General features: G+C 69.3%; 14 protein-coding genes. 8 read left to right on the top strand and 6 right to left on the bottom strand.

All coding sequences use genetic code 11. The features are described 5' to 3' along the window. Positions 1 to 5: 5 nt before the first annotated feature. The 4 genes from ACFW3D_RS01510 to ACFW3D_RS01525 are packed head-to-tail and all read right to left on the bottom strand — an operon-like array spanning position 6 to position 3,832. Positions 6 to 773 (bottom strand): succinate dehydrogenase/fumarate reductase iron-sulfur subunit, encoded by a 768-nt coding sequence (locus tag ACFW3D_RS01510; RefSeq protein ID WP_500500077.1) that lies wholly within the window; start codon positions 771 to 773, stop codon positions 6 to 8. After that, positions 770 to 2,683: a fumarate reductase/succinate dehydrogenase flavoprotein subunit gene (locus tag ACFW3D_RS01515; protein ID WP_500500079.1), complete on the bottom strand. Its 1,914-nt coding sequence runs from the start codon at positions 2,681 to 2,683 to the stop codon at positions 770 to 772. Before ACFW3D_RS01515 ends, ACFW3D_RS01510 begins: the two co-directional genes overlap by 4 nt. Continuing rightward, positions 2,683 to 3,528 (bottom strand): succinate dehydrogenase subunit SdhC, encoded by an 846-nt coding sequence (sdhC, locus tag ACFW3D_RS01520; protein ID WP_500500081.1) that lies wholly within the window; start codon positions 3,526 to 3,528, stop codon positions 2,683 to 2,685. Before sdhC ends, ACFW3D_RS01515 begins: the two co-directional genes overlap by 1 nt. 10 nt (positions 3,529 to 3,538) lie before the next feature. Next, positions 3,539 to 3,832: an Rv0250c family protein gene (locus tag ACFW3D_RS01525; RefSeq protein WP_500500083.1), complete on the bottom strand. Its 294-nt coding sequence runs from the start codon at positions 3,830 to 3,832 to the stop codon at positions 3,539 to 3,541. A 352-nt stretch (positions 3,833 to 4,184) separates the two neighbouring features. On the opposite strand from ACFW3D_RS01525, the gene ACFW3D_RS01530 reads away from it, so the two are divergent. The 8 genes from ACFW3D_RS01530 to ACFW3D_RS01565 all read left to right on the top strand — a co-directional run bounded on the left by ACFW3D_RS01530 (position 4,185) and on the right by ACFW3D_RS01565 (position 15,331). Continuing rightward, the gene (locus ACFW3D_RS01530; protein ID WP_500500084.1) at positions 4,185 to 5,948 is read left to right on the top strand and encodes an ABC transporter family substrate-binding protein; all 1,764 of its coding nucleotides are present in this window, start codon (positions 4,185 to 4,187) and stop codon (positions 5,946 to 5,948) included. Positions 5,949 to 6,058: 110 nt separating this feature from the next. After that, positions 6,059 to 6,730 carry a hypothetical protein gene (locus ACFW3D_RS01535; protein WP_500500087.1) on the top strand — a complete coding sequence of 224 codons (672 nt, stop codon included), beginning with the start codon at positions 6,059 to 6,061 and terminating at the stop codon, positions 6,728 to 6,730. A gap of 145 nt (positions 6,731 to 6,875) precedes the next feature. Further along, positions 6,876 to 8,771: a translational GTPase TypA gene (gene typA, locus ACFW3D_RS01540; protein WP_500500089.1), complete on the top strand. Its 1,896-nt coding sequence runs from the start codon at positions 6,876 to 6,878 to the stop codon at positions 8,769 to 8,771. A gap of 705 nt (positions 8,772 to 9,476) precedes the next feature. Beyond that, positions 9,477 to 11,111: a peptide ABC transporter substrate-binding protein gene (locus ACFW3D_RS01545; protein WP_500500091.1), complete on the top strand. Its 1,635-nt coding sequence runs from the start codon at positions 9,477 to 9,479 to the stop codon at positions 11,109 to 11,111. 154 nt (positions 11,112 to 11,265) lie between these two features. Beyond that, positions 11,266 to 12,204: an ABC transporter permease gene (locus ACFW3D_RS01550; RefSeq protein ID WP_500500093.1), complete on the top strand. Its 939-nt coding sequence runs from the start codon at positions 11,266 to 11,268 to the stop codon at positions 12,202 to 12,204. Then, the gene (locus tag ACFW3D_RS01555) at positions 12,197 to 13,159 is read left to right on the top strand and encodes an ABC transporter permease (RefSeq protein ID WP_500500096.1); all 963 of its coding nucleotides are present in this window, start codon (positions 12,197 to 12,199) and stop codon (positions 13,157 to 13,159) included. Before ACFW3D_RS01550 ends, ACFW3D_RS01555 begins: the two co-directional genes overlap by 8 nt. Before the next feature lie 11 nt (positions 13,160 to 13,170). Then, the gene (locus tag ACFW3D_RS01560) at positions 13,171 to 14,226 is read left to right on the top strand and encodes an ABC transporter ATP-binding protein (protein ID WP_500500099.1); all 1,056 of its coding nucleotides are present in this window, start codon (positions 13,171 to 13,173) and stop codon (positions 14,224 to 14,226) included. After that, entirely contained in the window at positions 14,219 to 15,331 is a 1,113-nt protein-coding gene (locus tag ACFW3D_RS01565; RefSeq protein ID WP_500500101.1) for an ABC transporter ATP-binding protein, read from the top strand. Before ACFW3D_RS01560 ends, ACFW3D_RS01565 begins: the two co-directional genes overlap by 8 nt. A 63-nt stretch (positions 15,332 to 15,394) precedes the next feature. Here ACFW3D_RS01565 and ACFW3D_RS01570 read toward each other — a convergent pair whose 3' ends face one another. Together ACFW3D_RS01570 and ACFW3D_RS01575 are read right to left on the bottom strand one after the other, a co-directional pair. Next, positions 15,395 to 16,360, bottom strand: a complete 966-nt coding sequence (locus tag ACFW3D_RS01570) for a phosphotransferase enzyme family protein (RefSeq protein WP_500500104.1) — start codon at positions 16,358 to 16,360, stop codon at positions 15,395 to 15,397. Positions 16,361 to 16,509: 149 nt separating this feature from the next. Further along, the gene (locus ACFW3D_RS01575) at positions 16,510 to 18,207 is read right to left on the bottom strand and encodes an ABC transporter family substrate-binding protein (protein WP_500500106.1); all 1,698 of its coding nucleotides are present in this window, start codon (positions 18,205 to 18,207) and stop codon (positions 16,510 to 16,512) included. Positions 18,208 to 18,218 lie beyond the last annotated feature (11 nt).

The raw sequence follows: 18,218 nt of genomic DNA on the forward strand, positions 1-18,218 counted from the left end.
CCGGATCAGCTCCTGCGCCGGATCTTGTCGCCCAGCCAGACCAGCGGGTCGTACTTGCGGTCCACCGCGCGCTCCTTGAGCGGGATGAGCGCATTGTCGGTGATCTTGATGTGCTCGGGGCAGACCTCGGTGCAGCACTTGGTGATGTTGCAGTAGCCGAGCCCGTGCTCGTCCTGGGCCGACCGCTTGCGGTCCAGGCCCTGCTCCTCCGCCGCGTCCAGCGGATGCATGTCCAGCTCCGCCACCCGCATCAGGAAGCGCGGACCGGCGAACGCCTTCTTGTTCTCCTCGTGGTCACGGACCACATGGCAGGTGTCCTGGCACAGGAAGCACTCGATGCACTTGCGGAACTCCTGCGAGCGCTCCACGTCCTCCTGGAGCATCCGGTACTCGCCCGGCGCCACGCCCTCGGGCGGGACGAAGGACGGCACCTCCCGCGCCTTCTCGTAGTTGAAGGACACGTCCGTCACGAGGTCCCGCACCACGGGGAAGGTCCGCATCGGCGTGATCGTGATGGTCTCGTCCCGGCCGAACACCGACATGCGGGTCATGCACATCAGCCGCGGCCTGCCGTTGACCTCCGCGCTGCACGAGCCGCACTTGCCGGCCTTGCAGTTCCACCGCACCGCCAGGTCGCCCGCCTGGGTGGCCTGCAGCCGGTGCACGATGTCGAGGACCACCTCGCCGTCGTGGACCTCCACCTGGTAGTCCTGGAGCCCGCCGCCGTCCGCGTCGCCGCGCCAGACCCTGAAGTGCGCCGTGTACGTGCTCACCGGTCCAGCTCCTCGTCCGTCAGGTACTTCAGCAACTCGTCCTTTTCGAACAGCGCGAGCAGGTCGGGCCGGATCGGGTCCATCTCGCGCCGGCCGACCGACACCTCGCCGAACGCGTCCGCCGGATCGGAGAGTGCGCAGACCAGGTTGAGCTTGCGCCAGCGGCGGTCCATCTCCGGGTGGTCGTCCCGGGTGTGACCGCCCCGCGACTCCGTACGCTCCAGCGCCGCCCGGGCCACGCACTCGCTCACCAGCAGCATGTTCCGCAGGTCGATGGCGAGGTGCCAGCCCGGGTTGAACTGCCGGTGCCCCTCGACGCCGGCCCGCCGGGCCCGTACCCGCAGGGCCTCCAGCCGGGTCAGCGCCTCCTCCATCTCGCCCTGCCGGCGGATGATGCCGACCAGGTCGTTCATCGTCTGCTGCAGCTCCTGGTGGAGCGTGTACGGGTTCTCCGGGGTCCCGTCCGGTACCTCCCCGGCCTCCGCGCTGAACGGCCGCAGCGCCTCCGCGGCGGCGGCGTCCACCTGCCACTCCGCGACGGCCGGAGGCGTACCGCCGAGCCCGGAGGCGTACTCGGCCGCGTGCAGGCCCGCCCGGCGGCCGAAGACCAGCAGGTCGGAGAGCGAGTTGCCGCCCAGCCGGTTGGAGCCGTGCATGCCGCCGGCCACCTCGCCCGCCGCGAACAGCCCGGGCACCCCGGTCGCCGCCGCCGTGTCCGGGTCGACGTCCACGCCGCCCATCACGTAGTGGCAGGTGGGGCCGACCTCCATGGCCTCGGCGGTGATGTCGACGTCCGCCAGCTCCTTGAACTGGTGGTGCATCGAGGGCAGTTTCCGCCGGATGACCTCGGCGGGCAGCCGGGTCGACACGTCCAGGAACACCCCGCCGTGTGGGGAGCCGCGGCCCGCCTTGACCTCGGAGTTGATCGCCCGGGCCACCTCGTCGCGGGGGAGCAGCTCCGGCGGCCGGCGGTTGTTGTCCGGGTCCTCGTACCAGCGGTCGCCCTCGTCCTCGCTCTGCGCGTACTTCTCCTTGAAGACGTCCGGGACGTAGTCGAACATGAACCGCTTGCCCTCGGAGTTGCGCAGCACCCCGCCGTCGCCGCGGACCGACTCGGTGACGAGGATGCCCTTCACCGACGGCGGCCAGACCATCCCCGTCGGGTGGAACTGCACGAACTCCATGTTGATCAGCGGCGCCCCGGCCAGCAGCGCCAGCGCGTGCCCGTCGCCGGTGTACTCCCAGGAGTTGGACGTCACCTTGAAGGACTTGCCGATGCCGCCGGTCGCCAGCACCACGGCCGGCGCCTCGATGACGAAGAAGCGCCCCGACTCGCGGACGTAGCCGAAGACGCCCGAGACGCGGTCGCCGTCCTTGAGCACCCGGGTGACCGTGCACTCCTGGAAGACCTTCAGCCGGGCTTCGTAGTCCCCGTGCTCGCGGTGGTCCTCCTGCTGCAGCGAGACGATCTTCTGCTGCAGGGTGCGGATCAGCTCCAGGCCCGTACGGTCGCCGACGTGGGCCAGGCGCGGGTACTCGTGGCCGCCGAAGTTGCGCTGGGAGATCCTCCCGTCCTTCGTGCGGTCGAAGAGCGCGCCCCAGGTCTCCAGCTCCCACACCCGGTCCGGCGCCTCCCTGGCGTGCAGCTCCGCCATCCGCCACTGGTTGAGGAACTTCCCGCCGCGCATGGTGTCGCGGAAGTGGACCTGCCAGTTGTCGTGCGGGTTGACGTTGGCCATGCTCGCGGCGATGCCGCCCTCGGCCATCACGGTGTGCGCCTTGCCGAAGAGCGACTTGCAGATCACGGCGGTACGCATGCCCTGCTCGCGCGCCTCGATGGCGGCGCGCAGCCCCGCCCCGCCCGCGCCGACCACGACGACGTCGTACGCGTGCCGTTCGACTTGTGCCATCAGAAGAACCTCGGATCGTCGAACGCCCCACTGGCGACCAGGTAGACATAGAGATCGGCGAGCGCCACGCTCACCAGCGAAAGCCAGGCCAGCAGCATGTGGCGGGAGTTGAGCTTCCCCACCCAGGTCCACATGCGGTACCGCACCGGGTGCTTGGAGAAGTGCCGCAGACGGCCGCCGACGATGTGCCGGCAGGAGTGGCACGAGGCGGTGTACGCCCAGATCAGGGCGATGTTCACCAGCAGCACCAGGGTGCCCAGGCCCATGTGGCCCCACGCCCCGTGCTCGTCCCGGAAGGCGAGCACGACGTCGTAGGTCAGGATCCCGGCGACCGGGATGGCGAAGTAGAAGAAGTAGCGGTGGATGTTCTGCAGGATCAGCGGGAACCGCGTCTCACCGGTGTACTTCTCGTGCGGCTCGGCCACCGCGCAGGCGGGCGGCGAGGCCCAGAAGCCGCGGTAGTACGCCTTGCGGTAGTAGTAGCAGGTCAGGCGGAAGCCCAGCGGGAAGATCAGCACGAGCAGGGCGGGCGACAGCCCCCACCAGTCGCCGAACAGCGGCCAGCGGGCACCGAGCGGCATGTCCGCGCAGTTCGAGCCCAGGCAGGGCGAGTAGAACGGCGAGACGTACGGCTCGGCGTAGTAGTGCGCGTTCGCGAAGGCCCGCCAGGTCGAGTAGACGACGAAGGCGCCCAGGCCGAGCGCGGTCAGCAGGGGCTGCAGCCACCAGCGGTCGGTGCGCAGATGTCGTGCCGGAATGGCCGCGCGCCCGGCGGAAAGTACGCCGTGGCGCGCGGGTGGAGCGGGTGGAGTCGGTGGAGCGGGGGGTTGTGTGTCGGTGGCCAAGGACTACTCCCTAGGGCGCTCGGCGGTCCGGCGCCCCCAGCCCTTCGTCTTCCGCGCCGGACCAGAGACTGGTGTCGTACGGCGTATCCGGGATCGTCACCATCTCCTGCCGCGGCTTCTGCCCGGCCGGGGTGGTGCCGACGCTGTCGCGCAGCAGCGCGAGGTCGTCGCTGAGGTGCTTGGTGTCGGCACGCACGCGCCTCATGTCCAGGCTGTCGCCGACGTGCTGCTCCAGCTTGGACACGGCCCGGCCCAGTTCATCCAGCCGGCGTTGTACCGATGCAAGTTCGTCCTGCAGGGACATGGCTGTCCTCACCTCCGCCACGTTGTGGGTGCACGACGCTGGCGCCAAGCGAGTGTCGCGCGTCACAGTCGCGCTTGGGAAGGGATCTGCAGGGATTCTCCCACCTACGGGTGGCGCGCGCCCGGTGCGAACGCGCCGTGGCGCGTGATTCCCCCGAAGGCCGCGCACCCGTGCGGGGCGGTGTCCGGTCCACGGCGGCAGGAGCGCGCGGAGGCGTTGCGCCGGGTGGGTGGGAGGTCGGGGGCGCGCGACGTGTCGAGGGCGTCCGGGTCGCGGAATGGCTTTCAGTAGGTGCGATAAGCGGCAAATAGACCGCCCCGTGATCACGGCTCCCTCGCGGAGGTACGCACGCATGGCCCGCAGCGCCACCTTGATCCGCTCCGCGACCGCCGTGGCACTCGCCGCCGCTGTCGCCGCCTCCGCCGGGTGCTCCGCCGGCAAGGACGACCCCCTCGCCGGGACCGACCTCGCCTCCGCGCCCCGGGCCGGGGTACGTGACGGAGGCACCCTGCGCTGGGCCGTGGACGCGGCCCCTGGCACCCTCAACGCGTTCCAGGCCGGGGCGAACGAGACCACCTCCCTGGTCGCCGGGGCCACGCTGCCGGCCGCCTTCCGGCTGGACGGCAAGGGCCGCCCGCAGATGGACACCGATCTGCTGCGGTCGGCGAAGGTGGTGCGCAGCGAGCCCCAGCAGGTCGTGTCGTACAAGCTCGACCCCAAGGCGGTGTGGAGCGACGGCCGCCCGATCGGCGCCGCCGACTTCGCCGCCCAGTGGAAGGCGCTGCGCGGCACCGACGACGCGTACTGGACCGCGCGCAACGCCGGGTACGAGCGGATCTCCTCCGTCACGGCCGGCAAGGACGCGCACGAGGTGAAGGTCACCTTCAAGAAGCGGTACGCGGACTGGCAGTCGCTGTTCACCCCGCTCTACCCCAAGGCCGTCACCGGCACCGCCAAGGCCTTCAACGAGGGGGCGCGCCGCGCGCTGCCGGTGGCCGGCGGGCCCTTCGCGGTCGGCAGCGTGAGCGGCAAGTCCGTGACGCTGGTCCGCAACACCAAGTGGTGGGGCGACCGCGCCAAGCTGTCCCAGCTGGTCCTCACCGCCACGCCCGCGCACCAGCGGGCGGCCGACCTGGCCTCCGGCGCGCTGGACGTGGCGGAGGTCGACCGCGACGTGACCGGCAAGCAGGTGGCCGTCTACCGGACGCGCGCCGCCTCCTACACGCAGCTCGCGCTCAACGGGTCCACCGGGCCGCTCGCCGACGACGAGGTGCGGCACGCAGTGGCCCGCGCCGTGGACCGCCGGGCCATCGCCAAGGCGGTGCTGGGGCCGCTCGGCCTGCCCGACGAACCGCTCGGCAACCACCTGCTGCTGCTCACCCAGGCCGGGTACGCCGACCACAGTTCCGCCCTGGGCACCTCCGACACGAAGGCCGCCCGCGCCCTGCTCGCCGCCGCGGGCTGGCAGCGCACCGCCCTCGACCCCGGGCCCGGGGCGGCCGCCGGCAGCGGTGCCGGGGCCGCGGAGCGCAACCAGGCGGCGCCCGCGCGCAAGGTCGAGGTCAGCGTCGTCGAACCGGCCAAGACGGTGCTCCGCAAGAACGGCAAGGCGCTGACACTGCGCTTCGTCCTCCCCAAGTCCTCGACGACCCTGAACGCGGTCGGCGACCGCATCGCCACCATGCTCTCGGGCATCGGCGTCCGCACCGAGCTGCAGCGGGTCGCCGACGACAGCTTCTTCCGCGACCACGTCGCCGCCGGCGACTTCGACCTCGCCCTCTACGGCTGGCCCGGCACCCCCTTCCCGGCGACCGACACCCGGCCGATCTTCGCCAAGCCCGAGCCCGCGCCGGACGGCTCCCTGGTCGTCGCGCAGAACTACCCGCGGGTCGGCACCGACCTCATCGACCAGCTCTTCGACCAGGCCGCCGGCGAGCTCGACCCCGACAAGGCCCGCGACTTCGCCGCCCGCGCCGACGCCCGCATCTGGGCGGCCGCCGGCTCCATCCCCCTCTACCAGCGCCCCGAGCTGGTCGCCCTGCGCAAGGACGTCCTCAACGCGGGCGCCTTTGGTTTCGCGACGCCGCGCTTCCAGGACATCGGCTTCAGGAAGTAGGGGAGCGGCAGCCTCAGAAGTCGCTCAAGCGCCGTGCGCGCCCCTCGCACCGCGGGAACGCTTGCCCCGACCGCACCGCACAAGGGGACAACGGGGAACGGGGGAGCGCCATGGAGCGCTGGATCAAGGCCGGGGTCGCGACGCTGGTCGTCGCGGCCTCGGCCGCGTGCACCGCCGCGCACACGGAGGACGTGAAGGAGCGGGCGCCGAGGGACGCCGTCACCGTGGAGCGGGCCTGCGCGGACGGCACCTACGAGTGGTTCAACATCGAGCGGCCGCGGCGGCTGACCGGGCTGGCCGCGCCGGAGGCGGAGCGAAGAGGCGGGGGCGCCCTGCGCAATCCGATACGGCGGCTGGCCACGCCTGTGACCTCCGTCACGGCCGACGGGCCCGCGCTCTCCTCGCGGGACGTGCTGTTCTCCCTCGCCCTGCGGATCGGGGAGGCGCAGCCCGGCGACGAGCCCGCTGACCTGGCCTTCGCGGACACCGGCCGCCGCGACGGGTACGCGGACGCGAACCTGACGGACGTGCTCGGCGCCGGACGTTTTGTGCGGTGGACGGAGGTGCGGGCCGTCGAGGCCGACTTCCGCCACATCTGTCACGACGGGCGGACCACGGCGGGCCACGCGCGGGGCTGGACGATGGAGGGGGAGGGCCTGCTGGACTGCGACGAGCCCGTCGACGGCCCGGACAGCGGCGCCGGGGCGGGGGCTTCACAGTCCCTGGCGCGCGAGGCGGCCCGGCTGGCGTGCGGGCCCGCGGCGCGGGCCGTCCGGCCCTGACCGATGAGCGGACGATCATGCCCGGGCGGTCCTTGCCGCCCGGGCCCCGTACCATGGGGTGAGGCCGTGGCTCGACTCGCCCGGCGGCAGGTGTGCCGACGAGGGTATGCCGCCACACCCACCAACCCGGGAGAAGCGCCGCAGTATGCCCACCCGCAACGACATCCGTAATGTCGCCATCGTCGCCCACGTCGACCACGGGAAGACGACGCTGGTCGACGCCATGCTCAAGCAGGCGGGAGCCTTCGCCGCGCACCAGCATCTGGACGACCGGATGATGGACTCCAACGACCTGGAGCGCGAGAAGGGCATCACCATTCTCGCGAAGAACACGGCCGTGAAGTACCACCCCAAGGGTGGCGGCGACCCCATCACGATCAACATCATCGACACCCCCGGCCACGCCGACTTCGGCGGTGAGGTCGAGCGCGGTCTGTCGATGGTCGACGCGGTCGTGCTGCTGGTGGACGCCTCCGAGGGCCCGCTGCCGCAGACCCGCTTCGTGCTGCGCAAGGCGCTGTCCGCGAAGCTGCCGGTCATCCTCTGCATCAACAAGACCGACCGCCCGGACTCCCGGATCGACGAGGTCGTCAACGAGACGTACGACCTGTTCCTGGACCTGGACGCCGACGAGGACCAGATCGAGTTCCCGATCGTCTACGCCTGCGCGCGTGACGGCGTGGCCTCGCTGACCAAGCCGGAGAACGGCACCGTCCCCGCGGACAGCGACAGCCTGGAGCCCTTCTTCTCCACGCTGCTGGAGCACGTCCCGGCCCCGGTGTACGACGAGACCGCCCCGCTGCAGGCGCACGTCACCAACCTGGACGCCGACAACTTCCTGGGCCGTATCGCGCTGCTCCGCGTCGAGCAGGGCGAGCTCAAGAAGGGCCAGACGGTCGCGTGGATCAAGCGCGACGGCTCGATCGCGAACGTCCGCATCACCGAGCTGCTGATGACCGAGGCGCTCACCCGCAAGCCCGCCGAGAAGGCCGGCCCCGGTGACATCTGCGCCGTCGCGGGCATCCCGGACATCACCATCGGCGAGACCTTGGCCGACCCGGAGAACCCGGTCGCGCTGCCGCTGATCACGGTGGACGAGCCCGCGATCTCCATGACCATCGGCACCAACACCTCCCCGCTGGTCGGTCGCGGCCCCGGCGGCAAGGGCGCCGTCAAGTCCGCGGTCAAGGACCGCAAGGTCACCGCACGCCAGGTCAAGGACCGTCTCGACCGCGAGCTGATCGGCAACGTCTCCCTCCGGGTGCTGGACACCGAGCGTCCGGACGCCTGGGAGGTCCAGGGCCGCGGTGAGCTCGCGCTCGCCATCCTGGTCGAGCAGATGCGCCGTGAGGGCTTCGAGCTGACCGTCGGCAAGCCGCAGGTGGTCACCCGCGAGGTCGACGGCAAGGTCCACGAGCCGGTCGAGCGCATCACCATCGACGTGCCCGAGGAGCACATGGGCGCCGTGACGCAGCTCATGGGCACCCGCAAGGGCCGGATGGACAACATGTCCAACCACGGCTCCGGCTGGGTCCGCATGGAGTTCGTCGTCCCCTCCCGCGGTCTGATCGGCTTCCGTACCGAGTTCCTGACCGGAACGCGCGGCACGGGCATCGCCCACTCGATCCACGAGGGCCACGAGCCGTGGTTCGGCCAGCTGGTGACCCGCAACAACGGCTCCCTGGTCGCCGACCGCGCCGGTGCCGTCACCGCCTTCGCGATGACGAACCTCCAGGAGCGCGGTGTGCTGTTCACCGACCCGGGCACCGAGGTGTACGAGGGCATGATCGTCGGCGAGAACTCCCGCTCCGACGACATGGACGTCAACATCACCAAGGAGAAGAAGCTCACGAACATGCGGTCCTCGTCGGCCGACTCGTTCGAGGCGATCGTCCCGCCGCGCAAGCTCTCCCTGGAGCAGTCGCTGGAGTTCTGCCGCGACGACGAGTGCGTCGAGGTGACCCCGGAGACCGTCCGCATCCGCAAGGTCGTCCTGGACCAGAAGGAGCGCGGCCGCACCGCGTCCCGCGCCAAGCGCTGAGGCCCGCCCGGTCCGCGCCGACGGCGCGGACCGGGTCCTCGGCGATGGAGACACCGGCCCGGCCGTCCCCGGCCCCACGGGGACGGCCGCGCTGTTTCGCGGCCGCCTTCCGGCCGGCCGTGGCGCAGGCACGACATCGCGGGACATCCGGGTCGATCCCGGCGTGCGCGGGTGCTGTTTTCCGTGAGGCCGGTCACATCGAGGACCCTTCCGGGGGTGCGCTGTGACCGAACTCACCGCGGTGGTGCCCGTTGCGTGCGACCGGGCTCCGAGGGTGCCGATGTGTCGCGGTTGCGCCAGTGGCGCGGGCGCGACAGCTCGTTCCCTGGCGGGCCGTCAGGCACGTACATTCGCGTGGAATCTACGCGCTTTGCGGGCAACCGGATTTCAGTCCGGCGACGTCCGGATACCGGACGGCGTTCACCGGTACTTGTGTTACAAGTCCGTTTCGTCGGTGTCTGTCTACAATCTAAATGTCCGAATTGCGGGATTGTTTTGGACCGGTTGTGACCAAAACGAGATCGTAAGTGTGTGGTTCGTAGGCCCAACGTGACCGATAGTTGGAGCCGTTGAGCTCGGGTCAATGGGTCCAAGCGCTTATGGGGAGCGCCGACTCACGAGCACAGGTGACCGGAATCGCTGTCAGGGGTGTCAGTGAGGCCGGCCCTTTCACGTAAGAACAGTGACTCCTGAGGAGGCAAACCCATGCGCGGTGCCAAGAGCGCCACTTGGGTCGCAGGTGCGATCATCGTCGCTATGGCTGCTACCGCTTGCGGTGGCGGCGGTGGTGACAAGGGCAGCAAGAACGACGCTGGCGGCGTCAACCCCAACGGCAAGTTCTCCGTCGAGGTCGGCGAGCCGCAGAACCCCCTGCAGCCTGCCAACACCATGGAGTCCAACGGCAGCATCGTCGTCCGCTCGCTGTTCGCGCAGCTCGTGGACTACGACCCCAAGGGCAACATCGTCATGGTGAACGCCAAGTCGGTGGACACCAAGGACAACAAGACCTACACGGTCACCCTGAAGGACGGCTGGACCTTCCACGACGGCACCCCGGTGACCGCCGAGTCCTACGTCAAGGCGTGGAACTGGGCCGCCAACATCAACAACGCCCAGACCAACGCGTCGTGGTTCTCCGACATCAAGGGCTTCGCGGACGTCCACCCCGAGAAGGAGGGTGCGAAGCCGAAGGCCGACGCCATGTCCGGCCTGAAGGTCGTCGACGACAAGACCTTCACCATCGAGCTCACCACCCCGATCCCGTACTTCGTGTACAAGCTCGGTTACGAGGTGTTCTCGCCGCTGCCGGAGTCCTTCTACAAGGACCCGAAGGCCGCGGGCGAGAACCCGGTCGGCAACGGCCCGTACCAGTTCGTCAAGTGGGACCACAAGAAGCAGATCGAGGTCAAGCGCTTCGACGGCTACAAGGGCCCGGACAAGGCGAAGAACGGCGGTGTGATCTTCAAGAACTACACCGGCCTCGAGGCTGCGTACGAGGACCTGAAGTCCGGCAACGTCGACGTCCTGCGTCAGATCGCGCCGAAGGACCTCCCGGTCTACCGCGACGACCTCGGCGACCGCGCCGTGGACCAGGCGTACTCCGCCATCCAGTCCATCGTCCCGGCCTTCTACTCCAAGCAGTGGAAGAACGTCGACCCCAAGGTCATCCAGGGTCTGTCGATGGCGATCGACCGCGACACCATCACCAAGACCGTTCTCCAGGGCACCCGTGAGCCCGCCACCGGCTTCGTCGCCAAGGGCGTGCTCGGCTACCAGGACAACGTGGGCGGCGACGTCTTCAAGTACGACCCCGCGAAGGCCAAGGAGCTCATCAAGGCCGGCGGCGGCGTCCCCGGCAACAAGATCTCCATCCAGTACAACGCCGACGGTGGCCACAAGGAGTGGGTGGAGGCCGTCTGCAACAGCATCACCAACGCGACCGGCATCAAGTGCTCCGGCGACTCCAAGGCCGACTTCCAGAGCGACCTGGACGCCCGCGAGGCCCACGAGGTCAAGTCGATCTACCGCAGTGGCTGGGTGCTCGACTACCCCGTGAACGCCAACTTCATCCGTGACCTGTACGGCACCACCTCGGCGGGCAACCAGTCCGGCTTCTCCAACAAGGAGCTGGACGCGCTGATCAAGAAGGCCGACACCGCGGCCACGCTCGACGACTCGGTGAAGGACTACCAGGAAGCCGAGAAGAAGATGGTCGAGCTCATGCCCGCCATCCCGCTCTGGTACTACAAGGTCAACGCCGGCTACTCGGAGAACGTCTCGAACGTCCAGTACGCCCAGAACGGTGACCCGATCCTCACCGGCGTCGAGGTCAAGAAGTAACCATCGCGTAGTGAGCACGCCGGCGCGGGACTGACGGAGACGTCGGACGCGCAGGGTGCAGGCAACGGCTGGGGGGCCCTTCTCCCGTCTTCCCGAAGAGGAGGACGGGGGAAGGGCCCATCTCTGCTGCCACAGCGACTGACATGGAGGCACGATGGGGCGTTACGTCGCGCGGCGACTGCTCCAGATGATCCCGGTTTTCATCGGGACGACTCTGCTCATCTTTCTCATGGTCTACGCCCTTCCCGGCGACCCCGTAAGGGCGCTCTTCGGTGACAAGGGCGCGGATCCGGCGACCGTGGCGCGGATCCGTCACGACCTTGGGCTCGACCAGCCGATCCTGAAGCAGTACTGGGATTACATGACGGGCATCATCCTGCACTTCGACTTCGGCAACCAGATTGCCAGCGGTCGGCCGGTGCGTGATGTACTCGGCGAGGCCTTCCCGGTGACGATCCGGCTCGCCTCGCTCGCCTTCGCGATCGAACTGGTCGTGGGCATCGCCCTCGGTGTCTGGGCCGGCATGCGGGCGGGCAAGCTCGCCGACTCGATGGTGCTGATCTTCACCCTGCTGCTGATCTCGGTCCCGGTCTTCGTCCTCGGCTTCATCTTCAAGCTGGTCTTCGCCTTCGGCGCGCCTTTCACATTTATGACGCCGAACGTCCAGGACGACACCAATTACAGCCAGTTGCTGATGCCCGCCATCGTGCTGGCCGCCCTCTCGCTGGCGTACGTGGCGCGCCTGACCCGTACCTCCATAGCCGAGAACCTGCGCGCCGACTACATGCGGACCGCCGTCGCCAAGGGCCTGCCCCGGCGCCGCGTGATCGGTGTGCACCTGATGCGCAACTCGATGATCCCCGTCGTCACCTTCCTCGGCACCGACATCGGCGCCCTGATGGGCGGGGCGGTCGTCACCGAGGGCCTGTTCAACATCCACGGTGTCGGCGGCACGATCTACGAGTCCATCCTGCGCCGTGAGGGGACGACGCTGGTCGGCCTCGTCACCGTCCTCGTGCTGGTGTTCCTCTTCACCAGCCTGCTCGTCGACCTGCTCTACGCGGTCCTGGACCCGAGGATCCGTTATGCCTGACGTCACCAAGACCGCCGTCGAGAACGCGGACCCGATGGCCGCCACGGCCGCGGACGCCGCTGCCGCCACCGGGCCCGCGCCCCAGGCGGAGAAGGCGCGCAGCCTGTGGGGCGACGCCTGGCGGGACCTGCGCCGCAACCCCTACTTCGTGGTCTCCGGCATCCTGATCCTGCTCCTCCTGGTGATCGCGGTCTTCCCGGGCCTGTTCACCAGCGCCTCGCCGACCTACGCCGACCTGCGGAACCACTACCTGGGCAAGCCCGAGTACGGGAAGGTCTTCTCCGCGGGGTGGCTCGGTTACGACGGGCAGGGCCGCAGCGTCTTCGCCCGTGTGATCTACGGGACCCGGGCCTCGATCACGGTCGGGATCAGCGTGACCGTCCTGGTCACCGCGCTGGGCGGCCTTGTCGGCATGATCGCCGGCTACTTCGGCGGCTGGGTCGACACGGTCCTGTCCCGGCTCACCGACATCTTCTTCGCGGTCCCCTTCCTGCTCGGCACGCTGGTCGTCCTGAACTCCTTCACGGACCGCACCGTCTGGGTGGTGTCGGGTGCGCTGGCCTTCCTCGGCTGGACGCAGATCGCCCGCGTCATGCGCGGTTCGGTGATCACGATCAAGCAGGCCGACTACGTGCACGCGGCCCAGGCGCTGGGCGCGAGCACGACCCGGATCCTGATGAAGCACATCCTTCCGAACGCCGTCGCCCCGGTGATCGTGGTCGCCACCATCGCGCTCGGCGGCTACATCTCGGCCGAGGCGACCCTGTCCTACCTCGGCCTCGGCCTGCCCACGTCCGTGGTCTCCTGGGGCCAGGACATCTCCGGTGGTGCCGCGCAGATCCGTACGGCTCAGCACATCATGCTGTACCCGTCGATCATGCTGAGCATCACGGTCCTGGCGTTCATCATGCTCGGCGATGCGGTCCGCAACGCCCTCGACCCCAAGCTGCGCTGAGGGAGGCGTACGTGACCATCATCGACAAGAACGCGGACGTGCCCGCGCCCCGTACCGGGGACGCCGCCGCTCCGCTGCTGGAAGTGCGCGACCTGCACGTGGAGTTCCACACCCGGGACGGCGTCGCCAAGGCCGTCAACGGCGTGAACTACACGGTGTCGGCCGGTGAGACCCTGGCGGTGCTGGGTGAGTCCGGCTCCGGCAAGTCCGTCACCGCGCAGGCGATCATGGGCATCCTCGACATGCCGCCCGGAAAGATCCCGCAGGGCGAGATCCTCTTCCAGGGCCGGGACATGCTCAAGATGTCCAACGAGGAGCGCCGGAAGATCCGCGGCCGCAAGATCGCGATGATCTTCCAGGACGCGCTGTCCTCGCTGAACCCGGTGCTCACCGTCGGCTACCAGCTGGGCGAGATGTTCCGGGTCCACCAGGGCCTGTCCAAGAAGGAAGCCAAGGCCAAGGCCATCGAGATGATGGACCGGGTCCGCATCCCGGCGGCGAAGGAGCGGGTCAACGACTACCCGCACCAGTTCTCCGGCGGTATGCGCCAGCGCATCATGATCGCGATGGCGCTCGCCCTGGAGCCGGAGCTGATCATCGCCGACGAGCCGACCACCGCGCTCGACGTGACGGTGCAGGCGCAGGTCATGGACCTGCTCGCGGACCTGCAGCGCGAGTACAACATGGGCCTCATCCTGATCACCCACGACCTCGGCGTGGTCGCCGACGTCGCGGACAAGATCGCCGTGATGTACGCGGGCCGGATCGTCGAGACCGCGCCCGTGCACGAGATCTACAAGCGCCCGGCGCACCCGTACACCAAGGGCCTGCTGGAGTCGATCCCGCGCCTGGACCAGAAGGGCCAGGAGCTCTACGCGATCAAGGGCCTGCCCCCGAACCTGCTGCGCATCCCCACCGGCTGCGCCTTCAACCCGCGCTGCGAGATGGCGCAGGACATCTGCCGCACCGAGGTCCCCACGCTGCACCGGGTGACCGAGCAGGACGGCAGCGAGCTGCCGGGCCGCGGCAGCGCGTGCCACTTCTGGAAGGAGACGATCCATGGCTGACGTCACCAAGAACGACGAGGCCGTCTCCGACGAGGTGGCGGCGGTGGAGGCCGCGATCGCCAAGCCGGTCGAGCGCGGCGAGCCGATCCTCCAGGTGCGCAACCTGGTCAAGCACTTCCCGCTGACCCAGGGCATCCTCTTCAAGAAGCAGATCGGCGCCGTCAAGGCGGTCGACGGGATCTCCTTCGACCTGTACCAGGGCGAGACCCTGGGCATCGTGGGCGAGTCCGGCTGCGGCAAGTCCACCGTCGCCAAGCTGCTGATGAACCTGGAGCGGGCCACCGCCGGCGAGGTCTTCTACAAGGGGCAGGACATCACCAAGCTGTCCCGCCGCGCCCTGAAGGCCGTGCGCCGGAACATCCAGATGGTGTTCCAGGACCCGTACACCTCGCTGAACCCGCGCATGACGGTCGGCGACATCATCGGCGAGACCTACGACATCCACCCCGAGGTGGCCCCGAAGGGCGACCGGCGCCGCAAGGTGCAGGAGCTGCTGGACGTCGTCGGCCTGAACCCGGAGTACATCAACCGGTACCCGCACCAGTTCTCCGGCGGCCAGCGGCAGCGCATCGGCATCGCCCGCGGCCTGGCGCTCAACCCGGAGATCATCATCTGCGACGAGCCGGTCTCGGCGCTGGACGTCTCCGTGCAGGCGCAGGTCATCAACCTGATGGAGAAGCTGCAGGACGAGTTCAACCTCTCCTACATCTTCATCGCGCACGACCTGTCGATCGTCCGCCACATCTCCGACCGCGTCGGCGTGATGTACCTGGGCAAGATGGCCGAGATCGGTACCGACACCGAGATCTACGACCACCCGACCCACCCGTACACCCAGGCCCTGCTGTCGGCGGTGCCGGTGCCGGACCCGGAGGCGCGCGAGCACCGCGAGCGCATCATCCTGACCGGTGACGTCCCGTCGCCGGCCAACCCGCCGTCCGGCTGCCGCTTCCGCACCCGCTGCTGGAAGGCGCAGGACCGGTGCGCCACCGAGGAGCCGCTGCTGGCGATCCCGCAGCGCTTCCAGGGTGACGACACCCCGGCCGCGCACGAGTCGGCGTGCCACTTCGCCGAGGAGAAGGACGTCGTCCACGCGGTGAACTGAGCACCACCCGCACCACCCACGAGGGGCGCCCGCGCGAACAGCACGCGGGCGCCCCTCGGGCGTTCACGGCCCTACGGGACGGCCGTCCGGTCCGGCGAGGGCGAGTGCGGTGAGGAAGGCGCCCTGGTGCGGGTCGGCCCAGTCGTCGTTCTCGGTGGCGTCCAGGAGCGTCCAGATGCCCCACTCGACCTGCATGTAGCGCACGGCGACCGGCCACAGCGCCACCTCGTCCGCGGTTAGCGCGCAGTGGCGGCGGTAGGCGCCCTGGAAGGCGGCCCATTCGCCGGGCGTGAACAGCCGCGGCGGGGCGGCCGGCGACTCGGTGTGGAAGAGCAGCAGCGCCAGTGCGAGGTCGAGCAGCCGGGGCGCGTACTCGGCGTTCTCCGGGTCGACGAGCACCGGTCCGCCGTCGGCGTAGACCAGGTTGTTCGCCTTGAAGTCCATGGACGCGACGACATGGGGCAGGCCCCCGTCGCGCAGGGCGGGCATCAGCTGCGTCATCAGCGTCCGGGACCACCGCTCCAGCCGGGCCGTCGCGGCCTCCCGGACCGCCGGGGCGTGACGGTCCAGGGCGGGGCGCAGCGCGTCGAGTTCGGCCTCGAGGTCCGCCGGTTCGTGGTCCGGCCAGGTGAAGGCCGGGACGCCGGCGGGGCCGTCGGCGCTGTGCGCGTGCAGCCGTCCCAGCAGGTCGCCCGCCGCCTCGATGTCCGCGTCCGTGCCGGAGTAGGGCCGGCCCTCCACCCAGGGATAGGCCACCCACGCCTCCTCGCCTATCCGGGCCGGGTTCACGGCGGGCCCGTCGAGCGGGGTCACCACCGGTACGTCCCGCGCCGCCAGGGCGCGCGTCCAGTCGGCGAGGGCCGCCGCCGCGGGCTCCGGCGAGGCGGCCTTCTTCAGCACCGCCTCCGTACCGCCCACGCGGCAGCGGAAGACCGGTGAGTGCGGGTGGAGCGAGTGGGCGGGGCGGTCGCCCTGCGCCACCCCGAAGTGGGCGAAGACATGGGCGTAGGGCAGCGAGTTGGCGAGCATGGGCGGGGGATCCTGTCCTGCCGGAGGGCCGGTGCGTGCGGTGCGGTCGACGGTCCCACGGCGACGGCCGCTCCGGCCATGGAAATAAAGGGGTCCGCCCCGTCACCGGGTGGCGACGAGGCGGACGGGGTGCCGGGAGCCGGCGCGGCCTACTTCAGGTAGCCGATGTTCTCGTAGCGCAGGTCCTGGAAGCCGAAGGCGCCGATGTTGACCAGGTTCTTCTGCACCGCGTAGATGTCGGGACGCTGGTACAGCGGAAGCAGGTTGGCCTGCTGCCAGATCAGCAGGTCCGAGGCGTTGGCGTCGGTGATCGCCTGGGCCGGGTCGGTGGCCGCGGCGGCCTTGTTCATGGCCGCGTCCAGCTCGTCGCTGCCGACGCCGGTGTAGTTCTGCTGGATGTTGTCACCGACGGGCTTGGCGTAGATCGACTTGGTCGACGACACCGGGAAGGGCGTGCCCAGCCAGGAGAAGGCGGTCAGGTCGAAGCTGCCGGTGTTGACGTACTTGTCGAAGAACTCCTGCAGCGGAACCGACTTGATGTTCAGCTTGATGCCGACCGCCTTGAGCATCGGCTGCATCAGCTTGCCCTCGTTGGCGGAGGTGCTGACGTTCGCCGGGATGACGAAGTCCAGCTCCAGGGTCTTGCCGCCCTTGGTGCGGAACTCGCCGCCCTGCTTCCAGCCGGCCTCGTCCAGCAGGCTCTTGGCCTTGGCCTGGTCGAAGACGCCGATGCCGGCGGAGTTGTCCTTGTAGCCCTTCTGGTTGGTGACGAAGAAGTGGTTGTTCAGGGGCTTCGGGTCCCAGTCCAGGCCCTGCAGGTCGGACTCGGCGATGGCCTGCCGGTTCAGGGCGGACATGATCGCCTGGCGGACCTTGACGTCCTTCAGCGGGCCGCGGGCGCCGTTGAAGGTGACGTGGCGGTAGTTGGGGCCGGCCGCCTTGCGGATGTCGGCGCCCTTGACCTCCTTGGCCTGCTTGTAGGCGGCCGAGTCGGGGCCGACGTTGAAGAAGCCGATCTCGCCGTTGGCGAAGGCGCCCGCCTGCGCGTCCGAGTCCAGGGCCCGGTAGATGATCTTGTCCAGGATGGCCTTGTTGCCCCACCAGCTGTCGTCGCGCACGACGGTCAGGGTCTTGGTGGTCTTGTCGATGGCCTGGAACTTGAAGGCGCCCGCGGTGACCGGGATCTTGCCCAGGTAGCCGGTGTTGAAGCCGTCGGCGGTGCCGATGACCTTGGCCGGGTACAGCGGGCTGAACAGGCTCTTCCAGTCACCGAACGGGCTGGAGAAGGTGACCACCACCTCCTGGTCGTTCGCGCCCTTGGCGACGCCGCTGATCAGCTCGTAGCCGGTGCTGGAGGAGATCTTGTACTTGGCGTCCTTGCCGTTCAGCGCCTTCCAGCTGGCCTCGAAGTCCTTCCAGGACAGCGGGGTGCCGTCCGACCACTTGGCCTTCGGGTTGATCTTGTACGTGACGACCTGCTTGCCGGAGCTGTCGGAGGCCTCCGCCGAGCTCAGGTAGTCCGGGTTCGGGCTGACCGTGCCGGCGGCGTCCGACATCATGATGATCGGCATCACGGCGCGCTCGACGTCGTAGCCGTCGGCGAGGGTGCCGTCGATCTGGTTGTAGTTGAAGTTCTCGGCGATCTCACCGATCGGCCAGTTCAGGGTGCCGCCCTGCTTGAGCTTGTCGCGGTCGGTGGCCTTGATGTTGTTGGCGCTGGACTTGGGCACCGAGTTCTTCTTGGACGCGGCGTCGCTCTTCCCGTCCCCGCCGCCGCACGCGGTCAGGGTCAGCGCGCTCGCCGTGGCCAGCGCCACCACGGCGACGGACATACGTGTTCTGTTCAACGGACTCTCTC

Origin of the sequence: Streptomyces sp. NPDC058864, assembly GCF_042742985.1 — a bacterium.
Taxonomy (GTDB): Bacteria; Actinomycetota; Actinomycetes; order Streptomycetales; family Streptomycetaceae; genus Actinacidiphila.